This window comes from Mesorhizobium sp. B2-4-19 (genome assembly GCF_006441315.1).
Classification (GTDB): Bacteria; Pseudomonadota; Alphaproteobacteria; order Rhizobiales; family Rhizobiaceae; genus Mesorhizobium.
In genome coordinates, this window is sequence record NZ_VFUV01000007.1 from 128,594 (window position 1) to 155,086 (window position 26,493).

Annotated in this window: 23 protein-coding genes; 9 read left to right on the forward strand and 14 right to left on the reverse strand. The window is 64.3% G+C overall.

What is annotated here, in order from left to right; translation table 11 throughout:
- Positions 1 to 28 precede the first annotated feature (28 nt).
- The 4 genes from ggt to FJ546_RS14530 all read left to right on the forward strand — a co-directional run bounded on the left by ggt (position 29) and on the right by FJ546_RS14530 (position 4,761).
- Complete coding sequence (ggt, locus tag FJ546_RS14515; RefSeq protein ID WP_140889968.1) at positions 29 to 1,615, forward strand: gamma-glutamyltransferase; 1,587 nt, start codon at positions 29 to 31, stop codon at positions 1,613 to 1,615.
- A 102-nt stretch (positions 1,616 to 1,717) separates the two neighbouring features.
- Entirely contained in the window at positions 1,718 to 3,244 is a 1,527-nt protein-coding gene (locus FJ546_RS14520; RefSeq protein WP_140889969.1) for an acyl--CoA ligase, read from the forward strand.
- Positions 3,245 to 3,246: 2 nt separating this feature from the next.
- Positions 3,247 to 4,227, forward strand: a complete 981-nt coding sequence (locus tag FJ546_RS14525) for a 2-dehydropantoate 2-reductase (RefSeq protein ID WP_140889970.1) — start codon at positions 3,247 to 3,249, stop codon at positions 4,225 to 4,227.
- A gap of 141 nt (positions 4,228 to 4,368) precedes the next feature.
- Positions 4,369 to 4,761 (forward strand): lysozyme inhibitor LprI family protein, encoded by a 393-nt coding sequence (locus tag FJ546_RS14530; RefSeq protein ID WP_140889971.1) that lies wholly within the window; start codon positions 4,369 to 4,371, stop codon positions 4,759 to 4,761.
- Between the two features lie 76 nt (positions 4,762 to 4,837).
- Here the strand turns inward: FJ546_RS14530 and FJ546_RS14535 are convergent, their stop codons facing one another.
- Genes FJ546_RS14535 through FJ546_RS14555 form a run of 5 tightly spaced genes read right to left on the reverse strand, consistent with a single transcriptional unit; the run spans position 4,838 to position 9,430 of the window.
- Positions 4,838 to 5,809 (reverse strand): branched-chain amino acid ABC transporter permease, encoded by a 972-nt coding sequence (locus FJ546_RS14535; protein WP_140890113.1) that lies wholly within the window; start codon positions 5,807 to 5,809, stop codon positions 4,838 to 4,840.
- Between the two features lie 22 nt (positions 5,810 to 5,831).
- Positions 5,832 to 6,719: a branched-chain amino acid ABC transporter permease gene (locus FJ546_RS14540; protein ID WP_140889972.1), complete on the reverse strand. Its 888-nt coding sequence runs from the start codon at positions 6,717 to 6,719 to the stop codon at positions 5,832 to 5,834.
- 7 nt (positions 6,720 to 6,726) lie between these two features.
- On the reverse strand, positions 6,727 to 7,437 hold the full coding sequence (locus tag FJ546_RS14545; protein WP_140889973.1) for an ABC transporter ATP-binding protein: 711 nt from the start codon (positions 7,435 to 7,437) through the stop codon (positions 6,727 to 6,729).
- Positions 7,430 to 8,209, reverse strand: coding sequence for an ABC transporter ATP-binding protein (locus FJ546_RS14550; RefSeq protein WP_140889974.1), 780 nt, complete (start codon positions 8,207 to 8,209; stop codon positions 7,430 to 7,432). The genes FJ546_RS14545 and FJ546_RS14550 overlap by 8 nt, the downstream gene beginning before the upstream one ends.
- A 12-nt stretch (positions 8,210 to 8,221) precedes the next feature.
- Positions 8,222 to 9,430 carry an ABC transporter substrate-binding protein gene (locus tag FJ546_RS14555; protein WP_140889975.1) on the reverse strand — a complete coding sequence of 403 codons (1,209 nt, stop codon included), beginning with the start codon at positions 9,428 to 9,430 and terminating at the stop codon, positions 8,222 to 8,224.
- Positions 9,431 to 9,791: 361 nt separating this feature from the next.
- Between FJ546_RS14555 and FJ546_RS14560 the strand changes: the two genes are divergently transcribed.
- From FJ546_RS14560 to FJ546_RS14570, 3 genes are all read left to right on the forward strand, one after another.
- A complete protein-coding gene (locus FJ546_RS14560) occupies positions 9,792 to 10,667 on the forward strand; it encodes a glycosyltransferase family 2 protein (RefSeq protein WP_246686851.1) in 876 nt (291 codons plus the stop codon).
- A 22-nt stretch (positions 10,668 to 10,689) separates the two neighbouring features.
- On the forward strand, positions 10,690 to 11,976 hold the full coding sequence (locus FJ546_RS14565; protein WP_181167933.1) for a rhamnan synthesis F family protein: 1,287 nt from the start codon (positions 10,690 to 10,692) through the stop codon (positions 11,974 to 11,976).
- Between the two features lie 256 nt (positions 11,977 to 12,232).
- Entirely contained in the window at positions 12,233 to 14,626 is a 2,394-nt protein-coding gene (locus FJ546_RS14570) for a glycoside hydrolase family 99-like domain-containing protein (protein ID WP_140889978.1), read from the forward strand.
- A gap of 12 nt (positions 14,627 to 14,638) precedes the next feature.
- On the opposite strand, the gene FJ546_RS14575 is transcribed toward FJ546_RS14570, so the two are convergent.
- The 8 genes from FJ546_RS14575 to FJ546_RS14615 all read right to left on the reverse strand — a co-directional run bounded on the left by FJ546_RS14575 (position 14,639) and on the right by FJ546_RS14615 (position 23,746).
- Positions 14,639 to 16,396, reverse strand: a complete 1,758-nt coding sequence (locus FJ546_RS14575) for an ABC transporter ATP-binding protein (protein ID WP_140890114.1) — start codon at positions 16,394 to 16,396, stop codon at positions 14,639 to 14,641.
- 208 nt (positions 16,397 to 16,604) lie between these two features.
- Positions 16,605 to 17,549 (reverse strand): acetamidase/formamidase family protein, encoded by a 945-nt coding sequence (locus tag FJ546_RS14585; RefSeq protein ID WP_140889979.1) that lies wholly within the window; start codon positions 17,547 to 17,549, stop codon positions 16,605 to 16,607.
- Entirely contained in the window at positions 17,539 to 19,182 is a 1,644-nt protein-coding gene (locus FJ546_RS14590; RefSeq protein ID WP_140889980.1) for an ABC transporter substrate-binding protein, read from the reverse strand. Before FJ546_RS14590 ends, FJ546_RS14585 begins: the two co-directional genes overlap by 11 nt.
- Positions 19,183 to 19,216: 34 nt before the next feature.
- Positions 19,217 to 20,137: an ABC transporter permease gene (locus tag FJ546_RS14595; protein WP_140889981.1), complete on the reverse strand. Its 921-nt coding sequence runs from the start codon at positions 20,135 to 20,137 to the stop codon at positions 19,217 to 19,219.
- On the reverse strand, positions 20,134 to 21,000 hold the full coding sequence (locus FJ546_RS14600; protein WP_172234600.1) for an ABC transporter permease: 867 nt from the start codon (positions 20,998 to 21,000) through the stop codon (positions 20,134 to 20,136). Before FJ546_RS14600 ends, FJ546_RS14595 begins: the two co-directional genes overlap by 4 nt.
- 19 nt (positions 21,001 to 21,019) lie before the next feature.
- A complete protein-coding gene (locus tag FJ546_RS14605; protein WP_140889983.1) occupies positions 21,020 to 21,634 on the reverse strand; it encodes an ANTAR domain-containing protein in 615 nt (204 codons plus the stop codon).
- A complete protein-coding gene (locus tag FJ546_RS14610; RefSeq protein WP_140889984.1) occupies positions 21,631 to 22,725 on the reverse strand; it encodes a transporter substrate-binding protein in 1,095 nt (364 codons plus the stop codon). The genes FJ546_RS14605 and FJ546_RS14610 overlap by 4 nt, the downstream gene beginning before the upstream one ends.
- A 151-nt stretch (positions 22,726 to 22,876) precedes the next feature.
- Positions 22,877 to 23,746: a helix-turn-helix domain-containing protein gene (locus FJ546_RS14615; RefSeq protein WP_140889985.1), complete on the reverse strand. Its 870-nt coding sequence runs from the start codon at positions 23,744 to 23,746 to the stop codon at positions 22,877 to 22,879.
- Between the two features lie 92 nt (positions 23,747 to 23,838).
- Between FJ546_RS14615 and FJ546_RS14620 the strand changes: the two genes are divergently transcribed.
- Both FJ546_RS14620 and FJ546_RS14625 read left to right on the forward strand, forming a co-directional pair.
- Positions 23,839 to 25,383: a 4-hydroxyphenylacetate 3-hydroxylase N-terminal domain-containing protein gene (locus FJ546_RS14620; protein WP_140889986.1), complete on the forward strand. Its 1,545-nt coding sequence runs from the start codon at positions 23,839 to 23,841 to the stop codon at positions 25,381 to 25,383.
- Between the two features lie 6 nt (positions 25,384 to 25,389).
- A complete protein-coding gene (locus FJ546_RS14625) occupies positions 25,390 to 25,899 on the forward strand; it encodes a flavin reductase (RefSeq protein ID WP_027040919.1) in 510 nt (169 codons plus the stop codon).
- Positions 25,900 to 25,930: 31 nt separating this feature from the next.
- On the opposite strand, the gene hpaR is transcribed toward FJ546_RS14625, so the two are convergent.
- Complete coding sequence (gene hpaR / locus FJ546_RS14630) at positions 25,931 to 26,326, reverse strand: homoprotocatechuate degradation operon regulator HpaR (protein ID WP_245438054.1); 396 nt, start codon at positions 26,324 to 26,326, stop codon at positions 25,931 to 25,933.
- Positions 26,327 to 26,493: the final 167 nt, after the last annotated feature.

Sequence of the window (26,493 nt, forward strand, 5' to 3'; positions counted from 1 at the left end):
TCAAGTGACCAGGGGATATCCAGACAGAATGCGTGATTTCCAGTTTCCCGGCCGCTCGCCGGTTCGTGCCACGCAGGCAGTTGCCGCGACCTCGCATCCGCTTGCGACCCTTGCCGCGATCGACATGCTGCGCGCCGGCGGCAATGCCATGGACGCCGCCGTCTGCGCCGCCGCCGTGCAGGGCGTCGTCGAGCCGCAATCGACCGGCATCGGCGGCGATTGCTTTGTCCTCTATTGCCCGAAGGGACAAGGCGACGTGCTGGCCTTCAACGGTTCGGGCCGCGCGCCCGCCAAGGCGACCGTCGACTGGTACCTGGACAAGGGTTTCAACGAACTCCCGAAACAGGGCCCGCACGCGGTGACCGTGCCGGGCGCCGTCGATGCCTGGAGCCGTCTGTTGGAAGACCATGGCCGCAAGAGCATGGCCGAAGTGCTGGCGCCGGCCATCCACTATGCCGAGAACGGCTATGTCGTGCATGACCGCGTCGCCTTCGACTGGGCCGATCCGGAAACCGACCTGTCGGCCGACGAGCATGCCGCGCGCATCTTCCTGCCGGGCGGCCAGGCGCCGAAGGCCGGCGATGTCCACCGCCAGCCGGAACTCGCCGCCACCCTGCGGGTGATCGCAAGGAAAGGCCGCGCCGGCTTCTACGAGGGCGCCGTTGCCGACGACATGGTGCGCCGGCTCAATGAACTGGGCGGGCTGCATAGCCACGAGGATTTCGCTGCGACCAAAGGCGACTATGTGACGCCGGTCGGGACCACCTATGGCGGCTATGAGATCCACCAGATGCCGCCGAACAATCAGGGGCTGACGGCGCTGCTCATGCTTAACGTGCTGTCGGGCTTCAAGCTCGGCGGACTCGACCCCAACGGCGCCGAGCGCCTGCATCTGGAGATCGAGGCCGGACGCTTGGCCTATCAGGACCGCGACCGCTTCGTCGCCGACCAGGACCAGGTTGATGTGCCGGTGCGGCAGCTTCTGTCCGGCGCCTATGCCGACCGGCTGCGCGCCGAGATCCACCGCGACCGCGCCATGACGCATCTGCCGCGCCTGGAGCTGCCCGGCAGCGACACGGTCTACATCTCGATCGTCGACCGTGACCGCAATGCGGTCTCCTTCATCAACTCGACCTACTATTCCTTCGGCAGCGGCGTCGTCGGCCCGAAGACCGGTGTCGTGCTGCAGAACCGTGGATCGAGCTTCCGCCTCGACCCGGCGCACCCGAACGCGATCGCGCCCGGCAAGCGGCCGATGCACACGATCATGCCCGGCATGGCGACGAAGAACGGCCGCGTGGTGATGCCGTTCGGCGTCATGGGCGGCGGCTACCAGCCTTTCGGCCATGTCCATCTTTTGACCAACATGATCGACTTCGGCATGGATCCGCAGCAGGCGCTGGATGCGCCGCGTGTGTTCTACAATGATGATACCGTGGAGGCCGAGCGCAACGTTCCCGTCGAGGCGGTCGAAGGCTTGCACAAGCGCGGCCATCGCGTCGTCGAACCGCAGCATCCGCTTGGCGGCGGGCAGGCGGTGCTGATCGACTGGGAGAAAGGCACGCTCACCGGCGCCTCCGATGCGCGCAAGGATGGGATGGCGCTGGGATATTGAGGGCGATCGGGGATTGGAGAACCGGCTTCCGGTCGTGGACAATTGTCCGGGGTCGGAACCATTCCAAGGGCTTTCTAGAAGCAGTCGTTTGAAACATAGTCGATGACCATGAGCACGAATTCAAAAGACCTTTCCCGCCGTCTCGCCGCCGGCGCCGATGACGCCCCGGCGATCCTGGCGCCCGACAGGGCGACGCTGACCCATGGCGGCCTGCGCCGCCTGATCGCAAGCACGGCCGAACGGCTGCATGCGCTCGGCATCGGCCGGGGCGACCGGGTGGCGATCGTGCTGCCGAACGGACCGGAGATGGCCGCCGCCTTCGTCGCGGTGGCGGCCGCCGCGTCGACGGCGCCGCTCAATCCCGCCTATCGCGCCGACGAGCTCGATTTTTACCTCACCGACATCGGCGCCAAGGCGATCCTCGTCGCGGAGAACGAGAGCGGTCCGGCGGTGGCGGTAGCCGAACGTCTCGGCATCGGCGTGCTGCGGCTTATCGTTTCCCCGGGCATGCCTGCCGGCTCCTTCACCATCGAGGGCGCGGCGATCGGTCCGCAGGCTGCGCCCGACATGGCAGGGGATGGCGACATCGCGCTGCTGCTGCACACGTCGGGCACGACATCGCGCCCCAAGCTGGTGCCGCTCAGCCATGCCAACATCGCCGCCTCGGCGCGCCATATCGGCGCCACGCTCGGCCTGGGCGCCGATGACCGCTGCCTCAACATCATGCCGCTGTTCCATATCCACGGCCTGATCGCGGCGGTGCTGTCGTCGCTGGCAGCGGGCGGCAGCATCTATTGCACGCCGGGTTTCAACGCGCTGCGCTTCTTCCAGTGGCTGGGCGACGCCAAGCCAAGCTGGTACACGGCGGTGCCGACCATGCACCAGGCGATCCTGCCGCGGGCGGCGCGCAATGAAGAGGTGCTGGCGGCGGCACGCCTGCGCTTCATCCGCTCGTCCTCGGCGTCGCTGCCGGCGCAAGTGATGGCGGAACTGGAAGCGACCTTCGGCTGCCCGGTGATCGAATCCTACGGGATGACCGAGGCCGCCCACCAGATGGCGTCGAACCGGCTGCCGCCGGGCCTGCGCAAGCCAGGCAGCGTCGGCGCCGGCGCCGGACCGGAGGTGGCGGTGATGGCGCCGGACGGGCGGCTGATGGAAGCCGGCGAGACCGGCGAGATCGTCATTCGCGGACCCAATGTCACCGCAGGCTATGAGAAGAACCCGGATGCCAATGCCACGGCCTTCGCGCATGGCTGGTTCCACACCGGCGACCAGGGCGTGCTCGACGAGGACTTCTATCTCCGCGTCACCGGCCGGCTCAAGGAGATCATCAACCGCGGCGGCGAAAAGATCTCGCCGCTCGAGGTCGACGACGTGCTGATGGACCATCCTGCGGTGGCGCAGGTCGTCACCTTCGCCATGCCGCATGACAAGCTTGGCGAGGAGGTGGCGGCGGCCGTGGTGCTGCGCGAAGGCATGAGCGCCACCGAGAGCGACATCCGCAGCCATGCCGCGACGCGGCTCGCCGACTTCAAGGTGCCGCGCAAGATCCTGATCCTGGACGAGATCCCCAAGGGCGCGACCGGCAAGCTGCAGCGCATCGGGCTCGCCGCCAAACTCGGGCTTTGACGATGAAGATCACCATTTTCGGCGCCGGTGCGATCGGCGGCTATCTCGCCGCCAAGCTGGCGATCGCCGGCCGCACCGAGCTGTCGATCGTCGCGCGCGGCGCGCATCTGGAAGCGATCCAGGCAAACGGCCTGCGCCTGATCGAGGACGGCGAGGAATCGGTGGCGCCGGTAAGAGCCGCCGCCAAGGCCGAGGAGCTCGGCGTGCAGGACACTGTCGTGCTGGCGCTGAAGGCCCATTCGCTAACCCCGGCGCTGGACCAGATCGCGCCGCTGCTCGGGGACCACACATCCGTCGTCACCATGCAGAACGGCGTGCCGTGGTGGTATTTCCATCAACTGGGCGGGCCGCTCGAAGGCACAAGGCTGAGAGCGGTCGATCCCGGAGGGGCTATCTGGCAGCGGATCGGGCCGGAGCGCGTCATCGGCTCGGTCGTCTATCCCGCCGCCGAGGTCGACGCGCCCGGCCTCATCCGCCATGTCGAGGGCAAGCGGTTCTCGCTCGGCGAACCCTCGGGCGAACGCAGCGAACGGGTGACGCGACTGGCGGAGGAAATGGTCAAGGCCGGCCTGCAGGCGCCGGTGCGCGACGACATACGCAGCGAAATCTGGGTGAAGCTGTGGGGCAATCTCTCCTTCAACCCGATCTCGGCGCTGACCGGATCCACGCTGGCGGGAATCGTCGCCGACGAAGGCACCCGCGCGCTTGCCCGCACCATGATGCTGGAGGCGCAAGCAATCGGCGAAAGCCTCGGCGTGCGCTTTCCGGTCGGCGTCGACCGCCGCATCAAGGGCGCCGGCGATGTCGGCGAGCACAAGACCTCGATGCTGCAGGACCTGGAACGCGGGCGACCGATGGAAATCGACGCGCTGGTGAGCGCGGTACAGGAGCTTGGCCGGCTAACGGACAAGCCGACGCCGGCGATTGATGCGGTGTCGGCGCTGGTGCGACGGCTGGCGGTCGAGCGCGGGTGTTATGGGTGATGGGGCGCGACGGGCCAAACCTTGACGCCTTCGCGGCCTGCCCAACATATCGTGGGCGCCCTTGTTGCCGATCCCAAAGGGCGTGGCGAAACAGAGATGCCCTGACCCGCATCCAGCCTTTGGTTTCAAGGAACCGGCTCCATGCTCCGATATGCCTGCTTCCTCGGAATTTTGGCCATGACAACGGCTTATCCCGCGATGGCACGGAGCGATGATGAAATGAAAGCATGCGTCGGCCAGTCCGGCGGCTACACGGGGAAAATGCTGGATTGCGGGAAAGTCGAGATCGACAAGTACGATGCCAGGTTGAACGCCGCGTACAACACCTTGATGCGTCGTGAGCATGGCCCTCAACGTGCCCGGTTGCAGCGCGAGCAGCGCGCCTGGCTGAAGCATCATCTGCGGGAAACGCACCGTCTTGCCGCCGATCCCGACAACGGAGAAGCCGCCTTCTTCACATCTCAAGGGTTTGAACTGGACGATCTGAGCGCGCGCACCGCCGAACTCGAAAAGCGTGTGCAGCAAAGCCAGTAGCCACTCAACCGGGGGTTATCGTTGGCCGGCGCCCTGGCGCGGCCCGGTCAATCGCGCCCGGTCGATCTGGAACTGATCAGTGCTTGCCCTGTCGCTTGAGCAGCCGCGCATAAATCTCCCCGACAATGCCGCGCCGGAAGACCAGCACGCACACCATGAAGATCAGCCCGGTGGCGATGGTCACCGGGAAACCGGAGGTGGCAAGCGTGTTCTCCAGCCCGACGACGAGGCTGGCGCCGACGATCGGCCCGACCATGGTGCCGATGCCGCCCAGAAGCGTCATCAGGATCACCTCGCCCGACATCTGCCAGGTGACGTCGGTGAGCGTGGCGAACTGGAAGACGATCGCCTTGAGGGAGCCTGCCAGCCCGGCCAGCGCCGCCGACATGACGAAGGCGCCGAGCTTGTAGTTGGCGACGGAATAGCCCAGCGAAATGGCGCGGCTCTCGTTTTCCCGGATCGAGCGCAGGATCATGCCGAAGGGTGAATTGACGATGCGCCAGATGGCGAAAACGCCGATCAGGAATACCGCGAGCACGAAGTAGTAAATGTTCAGCGAGACGTTCAGGTCGAGGACGCCGAACAGCATGCCGCGCGGCACGCCCTGAATGCCGTCCTCACCCTCGGTGAAAGGCGCCTGCACGCAGAAGAAGAAGAACATCTGCGACAGCGCCAGGGTGATCATGGCGAAATAGATGCCTTGCCGGCGAATGGCGAAGAAGCCCATGACCAGGCCGAGCAGCGCGGCGCCGGCCATGCCGAGCAGGATGCCGGCTTCCGGCGGCCAGCCCCACACCTTGACGGCATGCGCGGTGAAATAGGCGGCGCCGCCAAAGAAGGTGGCGTGGCCGAACGACAGCAGGCCGGTGTAGCCGAGCAGGAGATTGAACGCGCAGGCCAGCAGCGCGAAACACAGCATCTTCATCAGGAAGATCGGATAAACCAGGAAGGGCGCAACCAGCAGCGCCGCAATGGCGAGCCCGACCAGCGTCCATTCGGGCCATGCCGGGGTTCCGGCCGATGTCTCGCGACGCGACGGCCCGGCCATGTCGGATGTCCCTTCCGACATGTCAGGCATCCCTTCCGAACAGACCGGCCGGCCGGACCAGAAGCACGATCGCCATGATGACGAAGACCACGAGGTTGGAGGCCTCGGGATAGAAGACCTTGGTCAGGCCCTCGGCGAGGCCGAGCATGTAGCCGGTGACGATCGCGCCGAGAATCGACCCCATGCCGCCGATCACGACGACCGCGAAGACGACGATGATGAGATCCGATCCCATCAGCGGGCTCACCTGATAGACGGGGGCGGCCAGAATGCCGGCAAGCCCGGCAAGGGCGGAACCGAGACCGTAGGTCAGTGTCAGCAGCAACGGTACGTTGACGCCGAAGGCCTGAACGAGACGGGGATTCTCGGTTGCCGCGCGCAGATAGGAGCCGAGCCTGGTCTTCTCGATCAGCGCCCAGGTTCCGAAGCAGACGATCAGCGAGGCGACCACGACCCAGCCGCGATAGTTGGGCAGGAACATGAAGCCGAGATTGGTGCCGCCCGCAAGCAGCGGCGGCACGGCGTAAGGGTTTCCCGACACGCCGTAGTAATAGCGGAATATGCCTTCGAGCACGAGCGCGAGACCGAAGGTGAAAAGCAGGCCGTAGAGCGGATCGGTGTCGTAAAGCCGCGACAGCGCCAGGCGCTCTACCACGATGCCGAAGAGGCCGACCGTCAGCGGCGCGAGGATCAGCGCGGGCCAGTAGCCGATGCCGAGATAGGTGAGTAGCAGGTAGCCGACGAAGGCGCCGAGCATATACTGGGCGCCATGGGCGAAATTGATGACGCGCAGCAAGCCGAAAATGACGGCCAGACCCAGGCTCAGCATGGCGTAGAAGGAGCCGTTGATCAGCCCCACCAGCAATTGGCCAAGCAGTGCCTGGACGGGGATTCCGAAGATCATCGTCATGGCGTCCTCATACACCCAGAACGTCGTGGAGCTGCCTCATGCGGTTCGTCAGTTCGCCGACCGGGAACCCGGCGACGACCTTGCCGTGTTCCATCAAGTAGAAGCGATCGGCGACACGGCTGGCGAAGCGGAAATTCTGCTCGACCAGCAGGATCGTCATGCCGCGCTTCTTCAACGTCACCAGCAACTCGCCGATGCGCTGCACGATGACGGGAGCCAGACCCTCGGTCGGCTCGTCGAGAAGCAGCATCTTGACGCCGGTTCGCAGCATGCGGGCGATCGCCAGCATCTGCTGTTCGCCGCCCGACAGCCTCGTGCCCGGACTGTTGCGGCGCTCCTTCAGATTGGGGAAGAGGTCGAATATCTCCGCGACGCTCATGCCGCCCTCGGCGACGACCGGCGGCAGCACCAGATTCTCGTCGACCGTCAGCGTCGCGAAAATGCCGCGCTCCTCCGGCACGAAGCCGATGCCTTGATGCGCGGTGCGGTGCAGCGGCAGGCGCATCAGATCCGCGCCGTCGAAAACGACCTCTCCGGTCCGCGTGCGGATCAGCCCCATGATGGCGCGCAGCGTCGTCGTCTTGCCGACGCCGTTGCGGCCGAGCAGCGTGACCGTCTCGCCGGCAAACACCTCCAGATCGACGCCGTGCAGCGCATGGCCCTCGCCATACCAGGCGTTGAGGCCGCGGACCGCAAGCAGGGGGGCGGCACTAGTCATCGGCGGTGCCCATGTAAGCGACCTTCACCCGCTCGTCGCGGCTGACCGTCGCGTAGTCGCCGGCGGCAAGCACCTCGCCGCGCTGCATGACGGTTATCCAGTCGCAGAGATCGGCGACAACAGTCAGATTGTGCTCGACCATCAGCACCGCGCGCTCGCTCGCCACCGAACGGATGAGGTCGGAAACCATGGCCACGTCCTCATGCCCCATGCCGGCCATCGGCTCGTCCAACAGCAGCACCTTCGGGTCGAGGGCCAGGGTCGTGGCGATCTCCAGCGCGCGCTTCCTTCCATAGGAAAGATCGCCGGCCAGCCTGTTCCTGGCGTCGTCGAGACCAACGGAGCGCAACAGTTCGACGGCTCGCGGCGTCAACCGATCGAGGGCTGCCAGGGAACGCCAGAACTGGACGCCGAGCCCACTGGGCCGCTGCAATGCGACGCGAACATTGTCGAGCACGCTAAGGTGCGGAAAGATCGCCGATATCTGGAACGAGCGCACCAGCCCCATGCGCGCCACCTTTGCCGGTGGCGTGCGGGTGATGTCGTGGCCGAGCAGTTCGATCCTGCCGCTGGTCGGCGCCAGGAACTTGGTGAGCAGGTTGAAAACGGTCGTCTTGCCGGCGCCGTTAGGCCCGATCAGCGCATGGATGTTGCGATGGCGGACATCGAGATCGACATTCCTGACGGCGACGAAGCCGGCAAAATCGCGCCGCAGCCCGCGGGCGGAGAGCACCACCGGCGGCTCGTTGGCGTTGAGATCAGACGGCACCACGGGCCGCGCCGATCACTGGGCCGCGGTTGGACAGCCGCTTTCCTTCTCGCTCAGGAAGGCCTCGTTGCCGGGGATGGTTGCGAGATATTTGTAATAATCCCAGTCCTTGGTGCTCTCGCTGGGCGCCTTGACCTGGTAGAGATACATGTCGTGGACCATGTTGCCGTCCGCCTGCACCTTGCCGTTGGTCGTCACGGCGTCGTCAACCGGCATCGAATGCAATTGCTTGGCGACGGCCTCGGTCCCGTCCGTGCCGGCCTTGTCGATCGCCTTCAGATACTGCGTCACCGCCGAATAGGTCGCGGCCTGGACCATGTTCGGCATGCGGTTGGTGCGTTTGAAAAAGCGCTGTCCGAATTTGCGGCTCTTGTCGTCTCGATCCCAATAGTAGCCCTCGGTCAGCACGACGCCCTGCGCGGCCTGAAGGCCCAGCCCATGCACCTCGGCCAGCGTGAACAGAAGCGCCGCAAGGCGCTGGCCGCCCTGGACAATGCCGAATTCGGCCGCCTGCTTGATGGAGTTGGACGTGTCGAGGCCGGCATTGGCCAGCCCGATGACCTTGGCGCCCGACGACTGCGCCTGCAGCAGGAAGGATGAATAATCGGTCGACCCCAGGGGATAACGCACTTCGCCCAGCACCTTGCCGCCGTGGCTCTCGACGAATTTGGCGGTCTGCTCCTTGAGCGAATAGCCGAACGCATAGTCGACGGTGACGAAGAACCAGCTGTCACCGCCCTGCTGCACGAGGGAGCCCCCGGTTCCCACCGCCTGCGAATGGGTGTCATAGGCCCAGTGGAAGCCGTAGGGCGAGCATTGCTTGCCGGTGAGATCGGTCGTTGCCGCGCCGGTAACGATGTCGATCCTCTTCTTTTCCTTGGAGATCCCCTGGACGGCGAGCGCGACCGATGAGGTCGTCAGCTCCATGATGGCATCGACCTGTTCGGTGTCGTACCATTGCCGCGCGATGTTGGAGGCGATGTCAGGCTTGTTCTGGTGGTCGGCGCTGATGATCTCGATCGGCGCGCCCTGTACCTTGCCGCCGAAATCCTCGACCGCCATCTTGGCTGCCTCGACCGACCATTTGCCGCCGAAATCGGCATAGACGCCGGATTGATCATTGAGGATGCCGATCTTGACTTTTCCATCGGAAATTTCGGCGGCCGAGGCGGGGATAGCGGCCGCGGCAAGAAGCGCGGCGGAAACGAAATAGCATACCTTCATTGTCGACTTCCTCCCAGGATGAATCCGACCGTTCCCCCGGACGATCACCAGCAAGCGGTATTGAACATGAGCAAGATGGGGATGAACGGCAAGGGGCCGTTGCGCATTTCTGGTTCGAAGCAGCCTTCCTCGCCGGGAGTTTACCGCCTCGAGGGCAGCCAAGGCGATTGGCCATCACGCCAGGAAACCTCGGAAGCAGCAAGACCGTGTGAACCGTGACCGGCGGCTTGGCGAGACCGCGCGTCCATGCCCCATGAACTTAGTCGGGAGTATTGACTCGACCACGGGAGTCACAGCGCTTAGATTGCGTATCACTAGCTCCACGGGGGAAGCCAACTGAGGTATCAGGATGGCTTTGGCAATGAACAGGTCGATAACTGCCATTACTGTGACGCATAACAGCGCGCATACCGTGCGGGGGGCGCTCGCTCGCCTGCCTCCAGGGGTGGAGATCGTATGCGTCGACAATGCAAGTACCGACGATCTTTCCACCGCGCTGTCCGGCCTTGCCGTTCATCGTATCGACAATCCTGTAAACCTCGGCTTCGGGCGCGCCTGCAACATCGGGGCGGCTGCGGCGACGGGTGAGTATCTGCTGTTCGTCAACCCCGACGTGCGTCTTGGGGCTGACGCCGTCGATGCGCTCATGCAGGCGGCTGAACGCTATCCAAATTGCTCCGTCTTCGTGCCGCGCACCAATACGGTGGATGGCCGGCTCTGGTTTCGCGAGGAGAGTGAGATCGATCGCCTTTCCGGCATGTCGCTGCCCACACGCATCCGGCAGGTCTGGGGAGATTGTTGCGTCCGCTTCGTCAATGGCGGCGTGTTCATGATCAAACGAACGCTCTTCCTCGATACCGGCGGGTTTGACGAGGATATTTTCCTGTATTTCGAGGATGACGACCTTTCATATCGTCTGCTGCAGCGTGACGAGCCCATGATCCTTGTCAGTGGCGCGCATGCTGTCCACGACATTGGCACGTCGGTTGCGCAATCAACCCGGGCGCGTATTTTCCGGTATCGCTCGAAGATGCGATCGGAGATCCACTTGCGCAAGAAATACGGCATCGCCTATAGCCCATTTGTGGACATACTCCGTTACTTGACGAAAATAGGCTTCTATTGCCTGACGCTTAATCGCAACAGATTGATCAATTCCCTGGGCCGACTGATTGGCATATTCGACAGCATCCTTGACCGATCGCGCGCGAATCGGAACGGCGGCTATGTCGCCTGACGCTGCCGACACGAGCGTTGCCTTGCCTGATGTCCTGTCCCGCGAGCCGCGAAAAGGCGAAGGCGTCGACCCAAGCAGTGCCGTTGGCGAAATCCACATCCCCGCGCCGGGACGCTATGTCATCGAGCTTTGGCCGACAGAGAGGTCGATGCCGTTTCTCCGGCTCGATGTTCGCCGCCCAGGACATGCGGGCAGAATCGTCTACGTGCCGGTCACCACGCGCACGTCCTATCTGCTCACAAGCAGCCAAGGCGGCCTGGTGCTGCAATTTGATAGAGGCGGCGTCGTCGCGGCGAGTGTTCGGCCCTTAGCCATCGGAGATATTGGCGCGCTGCTGCGTCGGCCCCGTCGCCACAAGCGATTTCAGCTGCCGCTCGGCGAAGGCCTGGTCTTGCAGCCTCTCCTGCACGTCTCGGGACCGCAAGGGCGTGAATTGGCCCGCGCCCTCGGCAGTCTTGCCGGTTGGGGCTTTGGCACCGCGAGCGACAATCTGCAGAAGACCCTGTCGCGGCACTTTGATGGTCCGCCAGCCGAAGCCCCCGCACGCCGGCCCACCGCCGAGCCGAAGATTGCCGTGGCGCTTCACCTGCATTACCCCGATCTCTGGCCCGAGTTCGAGGCGTTGCTGGAAGCGACCGGTCGTGAATTCCAGCTTTTTCTCACGCTGACCCGGCCTGACGCGGCACTCGCGCAACGCGTTCAGGCAAGATTTCCGGGTGCCGAGATCACGGTCTACGAAAATCGTGGCCGCGACGTCGGCCCCTTCATCCAATTGCTTCGCGAAGGAAAGCTCGATCGCTTCGATCTTATCTGCAAGCTGCATGGCAAGAAGTCGGGGCAGAGCGGGCCGCGCATGGTTCTCGGCGAGATCTGGCGCCAGGCGAGTGCGTTCGACCTGATCGGATCCCGCGGCGTGGTCGACCGCATCATCGCCAACTTCGAGCGTTCTCCCGACACCCAGATGATTGGATCCGGACGCTTTCGGCTGCCCAATGGATGGAAGGGGGAGAAGGCTGCGTGGGGCGAGAACAGGGCGATGGCCCTCAATCTGCTGGAGGCAATGGGGATGCCCTCCAGTTCTCCTCTCGATTTCTTTGCCGGGACGATGTTCTGGGTTCGTCGCGGCGCGCTGGAACCGCTGCGACGGCTCGATCTGCCCTTGGCAGCCTTTCCCGAAGAGGCAGGTCAACAAGACGGCACATTGCAGCATGCCCTCGAGCGTGTTCTTGGAATGATCTGCACAAAGATAGGCGTTGCCTCGGATGGTCACATGACGACGGATTCCCGCGAGGCAGACCCGATTGGATAGATCCGAATTCTTGATCTTGGTAAGATCGCTCACCAGCAGAAGCCGATGGAAGAGATTTCGCCTGCGGCAACGAATTCGAGCCAGCGGCCTGTTCGATGCGTCGTGGTATCTGGCTCAAAATCCGGATATAGCCCGGAGCGGGAAAGATCCGATCCTGCATTACATCAGGCGCGGTGTCTCGGAGTCCCGAAACCCGAGTCCGAACTTCGACAACGAATACTATCTGACGAAAAATCCCGACGTGGCTGCCGCGTCGATGAATCCGTTGGATCACTACATTCGTTTCGGCAAGATCGAAGGGCGCAGCCCCCGACGTGCTCCGGGCACAAATGCCGGCGCCATCCAGAGACCCGACACCTACGTGCCGCGATCCAGCGAGAGGCGACCCGCCGCATTGAAGGCGCGCCTCATTGCCTTCTACCTACCACAGTTTCATCCGATTCCTGAAAATGACGCCTTTTGGGGAAAGGGTTTCACGGAATGGACGAATGTGACGCGCGCGGCGCCGCAGTTCGATGATCATTATCAGCCCAGGCGGCCGGCGGACCTCGGCTTCTACGACCTGAGGGTGAAGGACATCCAGGAGGAACAGATCGAGATTGCCCTTCAGTATGGCGTCTCGGGGTTCTGTTTTCACTTCTACTGGTTCAACGGCAAGCGCGTCCTCGAGATGCCGCTCACGCAATTCGTCGAAAACGACGCGCACGAACTGGGCTTCTGCATCAATTGGGCAAATGAACCCTGGAGCCGCCGTTGGGATGGGCGCGAACAGGAGGTGCTGATTGCGCAATCGCATTCACCCGAAGACGACCTGGCCTTCATCGAATATGTAGCCCACTATTTTCGCGACCGGCGATACATCCGCATCGGCGGCAAGCCACTCCTGATGGTTTACCGGCCCGGATTGTTTCCATCGGCCGCTGAAACAGCACAACGCTGGAGAGCCTATTGCCGGGAAGCCGGCATCGGCGAGATTTTTCTTGCCTATCCGCAGTCGTTCGACAAGGACGATCCCGCCGAATTCGGATTCGACGCCGCCGTCGAATTCCCGCCGAATCTTGGGAAATTTCGCGAAATCAGCGGCAGAATTCCAACGCTCAAGAGCGGCTTCAGGGGAAAGATCTTCGACTGGACGGAGCTCCTCAATCGCAGCCGCGCCTACCCGCAGGTTCCCTACACGCTGTTTCGCGGACTTTGCCCTTCCTGGGACAACACCGCACGGCGGATGGAGGCAGCCCACATCCTGGTGAACGCATCGCCCTCCCGCTATGCAGAATGGCTCGCCAACGCGGTCGCCGATACACACGATCGTTTCGCCGATTTCGACAGCCGCCTGATCTTCGTCAATGCCTGGAACGAGTGGGCGGAGGGCGCCTATCTCGAGCCTGACGCCCGCTATGGCTACGCCTATCTGCAAGAGACGCGGAACGTCCTGTCGGCTCCGGCAGCGGCCGGCAAATTCCCCAGGGATGCGTCCTGGCGCGTTCTGTTCGTTTCGCACGATGCGGCTCTCGGCGGAGCGCAGGCTTCGTTGATCGACATTGTCCAATGGCTGCAATCGCACACGCAGCTGGAGATCAAGGTGCTGTGCCTGGCAGGCGGTGAACGGCTCGAACAGTTCCGGCGCATCGTCGATACCGCCCTTCTGGACGATCTGGTTTCGCCAATCGAGACGACCGCCACGAAGCTGGCCCGCATCGCTGATTGGTACGGTGGCAGACCGGACCTCATCTATTGCAACAGCCTGGCCACCGGCCGTGCGCATGCGCTGCTTGGTGAACTGGACATTCCTATCCTGACGCATGCCAGGGAATTGGCAACGAGCGTCGCCCGATACGCCAAGGACGACATGGAGGATGTCGTTTCCCACACGCGGAGATTCGTTGCGTGTTCGCCAAGCGTCCGGGACTATCTGGTGGCCGAGCACAAGGTCGAAACGAACGCCATCGACGTCATTCCAAGCGCGGTTCCGCAGCCCGGCGCCGATCCCGGGCAAGCGGAAATCCAACGTCTTGAACGGCGCCGGCTGGCCGGCTGGCCCGCGGACAAGACCATCGTCCTGGGATCCGGCCTCGCAATGCCATTCCGCAAGGGTGCCGATCTGTTTATCGAGGTGGCCCGAATTCTTCGGGCCCGTGGGGTCGAGGACTATCATTTCTACTGGCTCGGCTCGTTTCCGGAGTGGGAACAGGATGAGGCTCTCGGCACCTGGTCGCAGCACCTCGACAGGATGCGGGCGGACGGGTTGGACGAAAAAGTTACGTTTCTGGGCGATGTCGACGATGTGCGCGGCTATCTTCGGGCTGCCGATCTGTTTCTTCTGACATCCCGCGAAGAGCCGTTCGGCCGCGTCATGCTGGAGGCGGCATTCGCCGAGCTGCCGGTGATCTGCTTCGCAGGCAGCGGCGGGGCGCCGGATTTCGTCGAGGACGATGCCGGCATCATCGTCGAACGGACCGATCCGGCCGCAATGGCCAATGCCACGCTGAAACTGATCCGGAACCAGCCGCTGCGGATGCAGCTCGGCAGGCAGGCGGGCGCCAAGGCGCGGCGGCATTTTTCCACCGACCAGGTCTTTCCGCGCCTGCTGTCGACCATGCGGAAGGTTGCAGGTCAGCCGCCCGCTGTCCCGATCATCATGCCGAACTAAAATTACCGCCCGCTACCTGTCCGCAGCCACGAGGTGGCCGTTGCCGACATCCTGCAACGCCAGTTTCAGCGGCGCCTCGCCGATCTTGCGGGTGGCGCTCGGGATTTCCTGGTCGAGGCGGGCGAAGCGGCTTCTGCGCCGCGCTGGATCGGGCACAGGCACGGCTTCGATCAGCCGCCTGGTATAGGGATGGCGCGGGTTGGAAAAGATCTGGTCGCGCGTGCCCATTTCGACGATCTGGCCGAGATACATGACGGCGACGCGGTCGGAGATGTTCTCGACCACCGCCATGTCATGCGAGATGAAGAGATAGGCGACGCCGAATTCGCGCTGCAATTCCTTCAACAAATCGAGCACGCGCGCCTGCACCGAGACGTCGAGCGCCGAAACGCTTTCGTCGGCGATGATCAGCTTCGGCCGCAAGGCGAGCGCGCGGGCAATGCAGACGCGCTGGCGCTGGCCGCCGGAGAATTCGTGCGGATAAAGCTCCATCTGATCGGCCGACAAGCCGACGCGCTCGAACAGTGCCGCGACGCGCTGGCTGCGCTCTTCCCTAGAGGCGATGCCATGGATGACCAGCGGCTCGGCGACGAGATCGCCGACGCGCATGCGCGGATCGAGCGAGGCGAAAGGGTCCTGGAAAATCATCTGCACGTCGCGGCGCACCGCCTTGCGTTCGTCGCGGCCGAGGCCCGACAAATTGCGCCCGCCAACGATGATGTCGCCGCTGTAAGGTACCAGCCCGGCCAGCGCCTTGGCGGTAGTCGACTTGCCGCAGCCGGATTCACCGACCAGCGCCAGCGTCTCGTTGGGCGCGATCGAGAAGCTGACGCCCTCGACCGCATGGACCCGGCGGGTGACCCGGCCGAAGACGCCACCGCGCAGGTCGAAGCGGACATGCAGGTCTTGGACCAAGGCGACGCTGGCCGGCGTTGCCGTCTCCACATGCCTTGATTTCTGCCGCCCGACGCCGCTGCCGATGCGCGGCACGGCGGCCAGCAGTTCGCGCGTATAATCCGCCTGGGGCCGGGCGAAGATGTCCGATGTCCTGCCCTCCTCGACCATGCGGCCATGCCGCATGACGATGACGCGATCGGCCATTTCGGCGACCACGCCCATGTCGTGGGTGATGAGGATGACGCTGGTGCCATGCTGGCGCTGCAGGTCACGCAGCAGTTCCAGCACCTCGCCCTGCACGGTGACGTCGAGTGCGGTCGTCGGCTCGTCGGCGATCAGCACGTCGGGCTCGAGCGCCAGGGCCATGGCGATCATGACCCGCTGGCGCATGCCGCCGGACAGCTCGTGCGGGAACTGCCTTAGCCGGCTTTCGGCTTCCGAAATGCGCACCGCCTTCAGCGCTTCGATGGCGCGCTGGCGGGCCTCGGCCGGCGAGAGGCTGGTATGCGCCTCGATGGATTCTGTGAGCTGCCGGCCGATCGACAGCACCGGATTGAGCGAGGTCATCGGCTCCTGGAAGATCATGGCGATGCGGTCGCCGCGAAAGCGGCGCATCCGGCGCTCGTCGAGGGCGGTCAGCTCGGTCTCGCCCAAATGGACCGTGCCGGCGGAGATGCGCGCCGCGGGCTGCGGCAGGAGCTGCATGATGGCCAGCGCGGTCATCGATTTGCCCGAGCCGGACTCGCCGGCGATGCATAGCGTCTCGCCGCGGGAGAGCGTCAGGGAGAGGTTGGAGACGACCTCGCGGGAGCCCTCCTCGCCGCGCACGGAGACGGAGAGGTTGGTTATGGTGAGGATGCGGTCTGGGGTCATTGTGAGGACAGGATTCTGAGAAGTTTGTTGCGGCATGCCCCCCTCTGTCCTGCCGGACATCTCCCCCTCAAGGGGGGAGATTGGCAGCTTCGCCGACTCGCCTTCTTGATGACGATGATGGTTGGCGAAGACCGAGGTGACATCCGATCTCCCCCCTTGAGGGGGAGATGCCCGGCAGGGCAGAGGGGGGTGCGGCGCTGACCCAACCTCATTCAAACACGCAACGGGGAAAATAGAACGACACCACCCAGTTCGGTATGTCGACGATTTCGCTGATCCTGAGATCGCCGCAGACCGAGGCGAGCATATAGGCCTCGACCGGGTCGATCTGATAGCGCCCGGCAAGCAGGTCGACCATCTGGGCAACCGCTTCCCTGGCGCCGGCCATCAGGTCGGGGCCGATACCCGTCGTCACTTCATAACCCTTGGCGTCGAGGTGACGCGTCACCGGGCCAGGGGTGGTGAAGCGCGGCGTCTTCAGCCTGGCGTCCTTGACCAGGTCGAGCTTGAGCACGACGTCCATCGGGCTTTCGATCGCCGTGCCGCAGACCTCGCCGTCGCCTTGCGCGGCGTGCGTATCGCCGACCGAGAACAGCGCGCCGGCCACTTCCACCGGCAGGTACAGCGTGGTGCCGGCGGCGAGATCGCGGATGTCGAGATTGCCGCCGACGCGCCGCGGCGGCACCACCGAGTGGAGGCCCATCTCGGCTGGCGCATTGCCGATGGTGCCGGCAAAAGGCTTCAGCGGCACGCGCGCGTTCTTGCCGAACAGCGCCGGCTCGAGCGAGGCGGCGTCGTATTTCCAGATGTTCAGCGCCGGCTCCTTGAAGTCGTCCGCGAGCAGGCCGAAGCCCGGAATGTTCCCCGTCCAGCCGAAGCCGGACGGTTTGAACAGCTCGATCGTCACCTTCAGCGCGTCACCGGGCTCGGCACCTTCGACGAAGATCGGCCCGGTCACCGGGTTGATGCCGGCGAAGTCCAGCTTGGCGATGTCGGCGACCGTGCTGTCGGGGTTCAGCTGGCCGCCGGAGGAATCCAGGCACTGGAACTCGATGGTCGATCCGGGCGCCACCCGCTCGGCCGGAGCAAAGGAATTGTCCCAGCCGAAATGATGATGGCGCCCATGGATGGTGTAGTCGCAACTATTGCACATCTTTTACGTACACATTGTCATAGTTGATCGGAATATGGACCGGGTCGACATAGAGGTTGTCGGCACCGCCCATGCGGGCCGATTTCATGGTGAAGCGCTGCTCGTTGAACACCGGCGCCCAGGGTGCGTCCTCCATGATCTTGTCGTAGATGGCGCTCCACATCTTGTCGCGCTCCACGGCCTTGGCCGGGTCAACCACGGAGTCGGCCTCGGCCGCCTTGGCGTCGAGGTCCTTGTTGCAATACCACGACCAGTTCCAGCCGCCCGGTACCGCACCGGCGCAGCCGAGGATCGGACCGTAGAAGTTGGACGGATCGGGGAAGTCGGCGATCCAGGCCATGCCACCCGACCAGATCATCGGCGCACCGGCCTTGTCGCCGCCGGCGGCGATGACGTTCGCCTGGGCGAGCGACTGGATGCTGGCCTTGATGCCGATCGCCGCCAGATCCTGCTGGATCGCCTGTGCGATGCGCGGGTTCGGGTCGGTGTTCATGGCGAACAATTGCGTGTCGAAGCCATCGGGATGGCCGGCCTCGGCCAGCAGTGCCTTGGCCTTGGCGACGTCATAGGGGTAACCCTTGTACTCCTTGTCGTAGCCAGGCATCGATGGCGGCAGCGGCTGGTTGGCCGGCACGGCGCGGCCGTTGATGATCTGGATGACGCGCGCCTTGTTGATCGCCATGTTGACGGCCTGGCGCACCTTTACATTGTCGAACGGCGCCATGGTGGTGTTCATGGTGACATAGCCGGTGTGCAACTGGCCGCCTTCGACGACGCGCGCCTTCTGCTCGGGATCGGCCATCACCTCCTGGAATTTTGCCGGCGGAATGCCGTCGCCGGGCACGTCGATCTCGCCCTTCTGCAAGCGCAGCAGCGCCACGATCGGCTCCTGGCCGATCTCGAAGGTGATCTTGTCGAGATGCGGCAGGCCCTTGTGCCAGTAGTCCGCATTGCGCTCGAAGACGATGCGCTGGCCGAGCGTCCACTCGGCGAGCTTGAAGGCACCGGTGCCGACCGGATGCTTGCCGAAATCCGCGCCGTATTTCTCGACCTCCTCCTTCGGCACGACATGCGAGAAGTTGATGGCCATCACATGCAGGAAGGTGGCGTCGGGGCGGGTCAGCTCGAACTTGACCGTATAGGGATCGACGACGGTGATGCCGGACAGGCTTTCGGCCTTGCCGGCGGCGACATCGTCATAGCCCTTGATCGAGCCGAAGAAGCCGGCGCCGGGGCTCTGCGTCTTCGGATTGGTGACGCGATCGAGCGAATATTTCACGTCGTCGGCGGTCATCTCGCGGCCATTGTGGAATTTCACGCCGTGCCGCAGCTTGAAGGTGAAGGTCTTGCCGTCTGGCGAGATCTCGTAACTTTCGGCAAGGTCGGGCTTGAGGTTGGTGGTGCCCGGCTCGTAGTCCATCAGCCCGTCGAACAAGCTCTTGATCATCGACCAGTTCTGCCAGTCATAACCGATCGCCGGATCGAGGGTGGCGACATCGTCCTTGTAGGTGATGGTGATGGCGCCGCCCTGCTTGGCGTTGGGATCGATCGTGTCCTCGGCGCGGGCGCTTGCCATGCCGAGCATCAGCGCCAGCGCCGATGCCGCCACGGTGGTGGCCAGAAATCTTTTCATTTGGTGTTCCCTTTCTCTGATTGTTTTCTTGGTTTCATCTGAGCTTGATGCGGGGATCGATGAAGGGCGCGATGATGTCGGCCAAGAGGTTGCCGAGCACGATGGCGAAGGCCGAGACCAGCGTGACGCCCATGATGATGGGGATGTCGACGCGCTGGATGGCCTGCCAGGCGAGCTGACCGATGCCGGGCCAGCCGAACACGCTTTCGACGACGACGATGCCGCCCATGAAGATGCCGATATCGATGCCGATCATGGCGATGACCGGCAGGATGGCGTTGGGCAGCGCATGGCGGAAAATGATGGCGCCGCGCGCCAGGCCTTTCGCGCGCGCGGTGCGCACATAATCCTGGCGCAGCACGTCGATCATCGACGAGCGCATCATGCGCGCGTACCAGCCTGCGCCGAGGATGCCCATGGTCAGCGACGGCAGCACCAGATGGCGCCAGGTGCCGTAGCCGCCGATCGGAAACCAGCTGAGCCTGACGGCAAAGACGTAAAGCAGCAAAAGCCCGACGACGAATTGCGGCGCCGAAACGCCGACGAAGGAGGCGACCATCAAGGTCTGGTCGGTCGCCGTGCCGCGCTTGACGGCGGCGATGAGGCCCATGCTCAGCCCGATCAGCAATTCGCACAGGATGGCGCCGACCATCAAAAGCAGGCTGGCCGGCAGCCGCGAGACGATGAGTTCGGCGACTTCGGAGCGCTGGATGTAGGAGCGGCCGAGATCGCCGCTGACGAGCCTGGTCAGATAGTGCCAGTACTGGACGACAAAGGGCTGGTCGAGGCCGAGCTGCTGGCGGATGTTCTCGACGGTTTGCGGCGTGGCGCTGCGGCCGGCGATCTGGCGCACCGGGTCGGCCGGCAAGAGATAGAGCAGCGCGAAGGTGATCAGCGAGACCCCGAGCAGGATGAGCAGCGACTGGATCAGCCGGCGGCCGAGATAGGCGATCATGCCCGGCCCCTTTGCGTTGGATCGAGGATGTCGCGCAGCGCGTCGCCGATCAGGTTGAAGGCGAGCGCCAGCGCCAGGATCGCCGCTCCGGGGAAGAACACCAGCCAGGGTGCGGCCTGAAAATAGGTCTGGTTCTCAAAGATGATGTTGCCCCAGGACGCTGTCGGCGGCTGCACGCCGATGCCAAGAAAGGAGAGCGTCGCTTCGAGCAGCACCGTCGTCGAAATACCGAGCGTGCCCCAGACGATGATGGTCGGCAGGAGATGCGGCAGGATGTGGCGAAACAGGATGCGCGGCGCGCCGGCGCCGATGGTGCGCTCGGCGTCGATGAATTCGCGCTCGGCAAGCGAGGAGGTTTCGGTGTAGATGACGCGCGCGGTCTGCACCCAATTGACCAGCGCGATGACCATGGCGACGATCCACAGGCTCGGTTGGAAAACCGCCGCCAGGCAGATGGCGAGCAGCAGCGCCGGAAACGCCATCATCAGATCGGTGAAACGCATCAGCGCACTGCCGATCCAGCCGCGGAAATAGCCGGCGGTGACGCCGACCAGCGTGCCGATGAACAGCGCCACCCCATTGGCGACGATGCCGATGATCAGCGAGGTGCGGGCGCCATAGAGAATGCGGGTCAGAAGGTCTCGGCCGAGCAGGTCGGTACCGAGCCAGAATTTGGCATCCGGCGGCAGCGGCGAGCCTTCTATGGTCAGGCCGTCGAACATCTGCTCGTTGGGATCATAGCCGGTCAGCCACGGTGCCAGCACGGCGCCGGCGACGACAATGGCGACGATGACCAGGCCGAGCAGCGCCAGGCGACGTTTGACCAGCCGGCGCCAGACACCGGCGCGCGGCTTGGCCGGCATGCGCACCGTGGCCGGGAGGTCAGGCGCGATGGGACTGGTCATCGCCACCTTCCTCGCCCGTTGCTTCCTCATCGGTCATCGCCACGATCCGGCGCGCGGCATCCTCGACGCTGATCTGCCAGCTCATCGCCAGCGAGCGCAGCTGCGCATAGGCGCGCTCGTCGTCCGAGCCTTTCGACAACGCCGCCACCGCGCGCACGATGGTCTGCCGCTCGGCGACACGCTGGCGCAGCGATGCAATTTCGCCGGCTAAGTGTTTACGCGCCTCGAAACTCTGCCTTGCGATCAGCAATGCGCTGTAGACGCCGGCGGTGCCGACCGGCTTCAAGAGTTGCGCGTCGGCCTTGTGAGAGAGCGCCCACTCGATGCGGCCCGGCGCCTCGGAACCGATCAGCGCCACCAGCGGCATCGGCGCTTCACCGGCTTTCCAGGGGAATTGCTCGTCGAAACCGAGATCTGCATCGAAGAAGACGAAATCGGCGGCCAGCGCCTCCGGCGGCAGTTCCGGCCAGCAGTCGAGCGCGATCAGGCCGATCGCCGACAATTGCCTGGTGATGGCCTGAACCGTCGGATGCGGGCGATGCAGGATGAAGGCCCTGGCGCCGCCGAGGTTGGGAATGCGCGTCCTGGTCACGACACCACCCGCAGGCGCGGACGCCCGAACGTCCTGGCAGGATCGTAGCGCGACAGATAGGGATCCGGCACGACCTCATCCTCACGGCTGACGACCTCGAAGAACCCGTCGGCGATCCGGCCGATGATGACAGGCAGCGTCGCGTGTTGGGTGTTGGCGTCGATGACAATCGGCCCGAGCCGGGTGGAGAAGCGCCGTTCGGCGAAAGCCTTGGAGAATTCCGCGGGTCCAGCTTCGGGATCGCGCGCGAGCACGTCGGCCATCACCTGCACCGAGGCATAGGCCGAGGCCTCGAAGGACGAGGCGAAGGCCGCCGGCCGCGGCGCGAAATACGGGCCGACGGACAGATGCCCTCTTCCCATCTCGCCGATCGCCGGCAGTTCGCCCTCGGTGAGGTTGCAGGAGATGACGGGGCAATTTTCCGGACGGAAGGCAGCATCCTCGTCGCCCAAATCGCGATAGGCGGCGAGGAAGGCGTAGGACGAGGTGCCTATCAGATTGTTGAGGATGAAGCTCGGCCGCGTCGCCCGGATTTCTCCGATGAGGCGCGACACGTCGGTCTCGCCGATGCGCAGATAGCGTTCGCCCAGCACCTTGCCGCCGGCGTCGGCGATCAGGTCGCGCGCCACGCGGTTCATCTCCCAGCCCCAGATATAGTTCGAGCCGAGCAGGAAGCCGTTGGCGCCGAAGCGCGGCACGACATGGGCCATCAGCGGCACCAGATGCTGGTTGGGACAAGCGTGCATGTAGACGACATGCTCGTTGGCCTCGAAGCCTTCATAGGGGCATGCATACCAGAGCATGCCGCCGGCCTTCTCCAGCACCGGAATGGTCTCCTTGCGGCTCCAGGAGGTGACGCAGCCGACGACATGGCGCGCGCTGCTGGTCTTGAAGATGTCTTCGCAAAGCGTCGCATAGCGGTCGGCATTGCTTTGCGGATCGCGCTCGACCGGCACCAGCTCTATGCCTGAGCCGCGGTCGGCATTGATGTCGGCGATCGCCCGAATGGCACCCATGCGGCATGCATCGGAGACGAGCTGATAGCTCCCCGAACGGGAATAGAGGATACCGATCTCGATGCGCCGTTTCAAACAGGACCCCAGAAATGAAAATGCCCCGCAGCCAGCGCTGCAGGGGCGAGGCATACGAGGCATTCTTGCCGCCCGGCGATCAGAGCCGGTATTTTGTCCTAGGGTATTCGGTCCGGCTGGTCAGTCAAGCGGGAAAGTGCGCGGGTTTGCCTCAGCCCTGCCGCAACTGCTTCCGCCGCCAGGCGGCAGGCGCTTCGCCTATCCGTTCGCGGAAGAACCTTGAGAAATAGGCGGGGTCGTCGAAGCCGATCTCGTAAGCGATGTCCTCGACCGTGCGCACGGTGAACAGCAAGAGCCGCTTGGCTTCCAGCAGCCGCCGCTCGCTGACGACGCGCTTGACGCCGCTGCCCAGCACCGCATGGGCAGCCTTGTCGAGGAGATGCGGCGTCGTGGCCAGCGTCTCGACGTAGCGCTCGACCGGCCAGTTGTCGCGGAAATGCGCATCGACAAGCCGGCGCAGGCCCATGGCCAGCGACGCATCGGAAGATTGGGTGGCGGCGACAGTCGCCGGCGCGAGACGCGCGATGTGGGAGAGCGCGACGGCAATCAGCGACGGCAGGACCTTGTCATTGCCGGCCTGCGCCTCGGCATATTCGGCGGCGATCATCTCCAGCACCGTCGCCAGGTTTTTCCATGCGGCGTGTCGCGGCAGGCCGTCGGCAAAGACCGGCCTGTCGAGCGGCAGCAGGCTGTGGCCGGCCAGGGCGGCGAGCGCATCGTCGGCGACCGAGACGACGATGGCGTCGGTGCCGGGGCCGATCGAGAAGCCATGCACGATGGTGCTCGGCACGAAGCTGACGGCCGGCGCCGAAAAGTCCCAGGAGCGGTCCTCGATGCGGTAGGTGCCGGAGCCGCTGGTCCAGTAGGTGATCTGACCCATCTGCGGATGCTTGTGCGCAGCGACCTGACCGAGATGGATGTTGCTGCGCGCCAGCACTGTCTCGACATGCAGGAAGCCGACATCGAGCGGCCGCACCGGCTCGCCATAGACGAAGAAATCGGGAATACCAGTTTCGCTCATGCCAGTGGAAAAAGTCCAAGCGGATTCGTGCTTTTGTCCATAAACCTTTGTAACGGCCAGCGCTATCGTTAACACGTTAAGGGAGGATGATGATGCGATCGGAAGATTTCCGGGCCGACACGAAACGCCCGTTCACCGGGGCCGAATATCTGGAGAGCCTGCGCGACGGGCGCGAGGTCTACATCAATGGCGAGCGTGTGGCCGACGTCACCACGCATCCGGCGATGCGCAATTCGGTCCGCTCGCTCGCCCGCCTCTACGATGCCTTGCACGACCCGGCGCGGCAAGCGGCGCTGACCTCGCCGACCGACACCGGTTCGGGCGGCTACACCCACAAATATTTCCGCGTCGCCCATTCCGCCGCCGATCTCGCCGCCCAGCAGACGGCGATCGCGCAGTGGTCGCGCATGTCGTACGGCTGGATGGGGCGCACGCCCGACTACAAGGCGGCACTGATGAACACGCTCGGCGCCAATGCCGACTGGTACGGCCCGTTCAAGGACAATGCCCGCGCTTGGCACAAACGGGCGCAGGACGCCGTGTTGTTCATGAACCATGCCATCGTCAACCCGCCGATCGACCGCCACAAGCCGGCCGAACAGGTGAAGGACGTGTTCGTCCATATCACCAAAGAGACGGATGCCGGCATCCATGTCTCCGGCGCCAAGGTGGTGGCGACGTCCTCGGCGCTGACGCACTACAATTTCCTGGCGCAGGGCTCGGCGACGGTCACCGAGGATCCGTCGCTGTCGGTGATGTTCATCGTGCCGATGAACGCGCCGGGGATAAAGATGTTCTGCCGCGTCTCCTATGAACAGACGGCCAATACGATGGCGGCACCCTTCGACTATCCGCTGTCGTCGCGCTTCGACGAGAACGACGCCATCCTGGTGCTCGACAATGTCTTCATCCCCTGGGAGGACGTGCTGGTGCTGCGCGACGCGCAGAAGATCCTGTCGTTCCACCCGGCGTCGGGCTTCATGCATGGCTATTGCTTCCAGGGCTGCACGCGCTTCGCCGTCAAGCTCGACTTCCTCGCCGGTCTGCTCGCCAAGGCGCTGCGCGCCACCGGCGGCGACGCCTTTCGCGGCAATCAGGCGGCACTTGGCGAGGTGATTGCGCTCAGGCACATGTTCTGGAGCTTTTCCAATGCCATGGCCTACAATCCGATCCCGTGGGCGAATGGCGCGGTGCTGCCCAATCTCGATGCCGCCCTCGCCTATCGCACCTTCATGTCGGAAGCCTATCCGCGCGTCATCGACACGGTGCGCCGGGTGATCGCATCGGGGCTGATCTATTTGCCGTCATCGGTGCGCGACTTCAACAATCCCGAGATCGACAAGTACCTGGCGCAATATGTGCGCGGCTCCAACGATATGGGCCATGTCGAGCGCATCAAGATCATGAAGCTGCTGTGGGACGCGACCGGCACCGAGTTCGGCGGCCGCCACGCGCTCTATGAGCTCAACTATGCCGGCGCACCGGAAGAGGTGCGGTTGCAGGTGCTGAAGGGCGCCGAACGCAGCGGGCGGCTGAAGGCGATGGAGGAACTGGTCGACACCTGCATGGCCGACTATGACGAGAATGGCTGGACTGATGACACCTGGCTGCAGCCGCTGACCTCGACGGCTGGATGAACTCGGATGGCCACGCAGATCTCGAAAACCGATTTCCGCGACGCCATGGCAAGGGTCTGCGCGCCGGTCAACATCGTCACGACCGATGGTCCGGCCGGGCGCGGCGGCTTCACCGCCACCGCCATGTGCAGCGTTTCAGACGAGCCGCCGACGCTGCTGGTCTGCATGAACGGGCGTTCAACGCAGGCCGCCATGTTCCTCGCCAACCGGCGCTTCTGCGTCAATGTGCTGACGCATGACCACATGCACCTGGCGGGAAAGTTCGCCGGCGCGACAAGGGACATGGAGGCCCGCTATTCGGCGGCGCGCTGGCAGACGCTGACCTCGGGCACGCCGGCGCTGTCGGACGCGATCGTCAATTTCGATTGCGAGATCGAGGACGTGCATATCGTCGGCACGCACAATGTCATGATCGGCCGCGTCATCGACGTGCGGCACGGCAGCGGTGGCTCGGCGCTGCTCTATGTCGACCGCAACTACACGCAGCCGACACGGCTCGGCAGTTTTGGCGGGTGAGGCGGGGCGAACGGCGCGGGACGGAGAGCGCTCAGCTCTCGCCGTCGATCAGCGCCTCCAGCAGATCGAGCAGCTGCTCCAGCCGCTCATGGCCAAACCGCCGCTCGATGTCGTCGTAGATGACGCGGCGTTCGGGGGACAGGGCGTCGATCAGGGCAGAGCCGGCCGGGGCGATGGTCAGGATGACGCGGCGGCCGTCGCCTTCCGCTTTGTTTCGGGTGATGAACTTTCGGCCCTCGAGCGCCTTGATGATGCGCGTCAGGCTGGGCGGCAGCACCGAGGCGCGATCGGCAAGCTCGGTCGCCTCGACCGGGCCGGCCTCGCTCAGCACGCGCAACACCCGCCATTGCTGTTCGGTCACGTCATGCGCGGCGAGCATCGGGCGAAACCGCGCCATCACCACTTCGCGGGCATGAAGGAGCGCCATTGGCAAGGAGCGGCGGGTGTTCTCGGGCAGCAAGTGAAATTCTCTCCAGCGCTGGCTTGCGATCGGCGGCAGGCTTTGCCCGGCAGCGCTGGCCGTCAAAGCCCGTCATCCCGTATCGTCGCCTCGGGCCAGACGCAAGGCTTGACTTCGGCGACATCGCATGTAAT

Coding starts and splice junctions, on each gene's coding strand:
- FJ546_RS14625 (WP_027040919.1), top strand. CDS start 25,390: ATGGCCACGCAGATCTCGAAAACCGATTTCCGCGACGCCATGGCAAGG.
- FJ546_RS14570 (WP_140889978.1), top strand. CDS start 12,233: ATGAATCCGTTGGATCACTACATTCGTTTCGGCAAGATCGAAGGGCGC.
- FJ546_RS14575 (WP_140890114.1), bottom strand. CDS start 16,396: ATGACCCCAGACCGCATCCTCACCATAACCAACCTCTCCGTCTCCGTG.
- FJ546_RS14585 (WP_140889979.1), bottom strand. CDS start 17,549: ATGTGCAATAGTTGCGACTACACCATCCATGGGCGCCATCATCATTTC.
- FJ546_RS14595 (WP_140889981.1), bottom strand. CDS start 20,137: ATGATCGCCTATCTCGGCCGCCGGCTGATCCAGTCGCTGCTCATCCTG.
- FJ546_RS14530 (WP_140889971.1), top strand. CDS start 4,369: ATGCTCCGATATGCCTGCTTCCTCGGAATTTTGGCCATGACAACGGCT.
- FJ546_RS14555 (WP_140889975.1), bottom strand. CDS start 9,430: ATGAAGGTATGCTATTTCGTTTCCGCCGCGCTTCTTGCCGCGGCCGCT.
- ggt (WP_140889968.1), top strand. CDS start 29: ATGCGTGATTTCCAGTTTCCCGGCCGCTCGCCGGTTCGTGCCACGCAG.
- FJ546_RS14520 (WP_140889969.1), top strand. CDS start 1,718: ATGACCATGAGCACGAATTCAAAAGACCTTTCCCGCCGTCTCGCCGCC.
- FJ546_RS14615 (WP_140889985.1), bottom strand. CDS start 23,746: ATGAGCGAAACTGGTATTCCCGATTTCTTCGTCTATGGCGAGCCGGTG.
- FJ546_RS14545 (WP_140889973.1), bottom strand. CDS start 7,437: ATGACTAGTGCCGCCCCCCTGCTTGCGGTCCGCGGCCTCAACGCCTGG.
- FJ546_RS14620 (WP_140889986.1), top strand. CDS start 23,839: ATGCGATCGGAAGATTTCCGGGCCGACACGAAACGCCCGTTCACCGGG.
- hpaR (WP_245438054.1), bottom strand. CDS start 26,326: ATGGCGCTCCTTCATGCCCGCGAAGTGGTGATGGCGCGGTTTCGCCCG.
- FJ546_RS14560 (WP_246686851.1), top strand. CDS start 9,792: ATGAACAGGTCGATAACTGCCATTACTGTGACGCATAACAGCGCGCAT.
- FJ546_RS14525 (WP_140889970.1), top strand. CDS start 3,247: ATGAAGATCACCATTTTCGGCGCCGGTGCGATCGGCGGCTATCTCGCC.
- FJ546_RS14600 (WP_172234600.1), bottom strand. CDS start 21,000: ATGCCGGCCAAGCCGCGCGCCGGTGTCTGGCGCCGGCTGGTCAAACGT.
- FJ546_RS14590 (WP_140889980.1), bottom strand. CDS start 19,182: ATGAAAAGATTTCTGGCCACCACCGTGGCGGCATCGGCGCTGGCGCTG.
- FJ546_RS14535 (WP_140890113.1), bottom strand. CDS start 5,809: ATGGCCGGGCCGTCGCGTCGCGAGACATCGGCCGGAACCCCGGCATGG.
- FJ546_RS14540 (WP_140889972.1), bottom strand. CDS start 6,719: ATGACGATGATCTTCGGAATCCCCGTCCAGGCACTGCTTGGCCAATTG.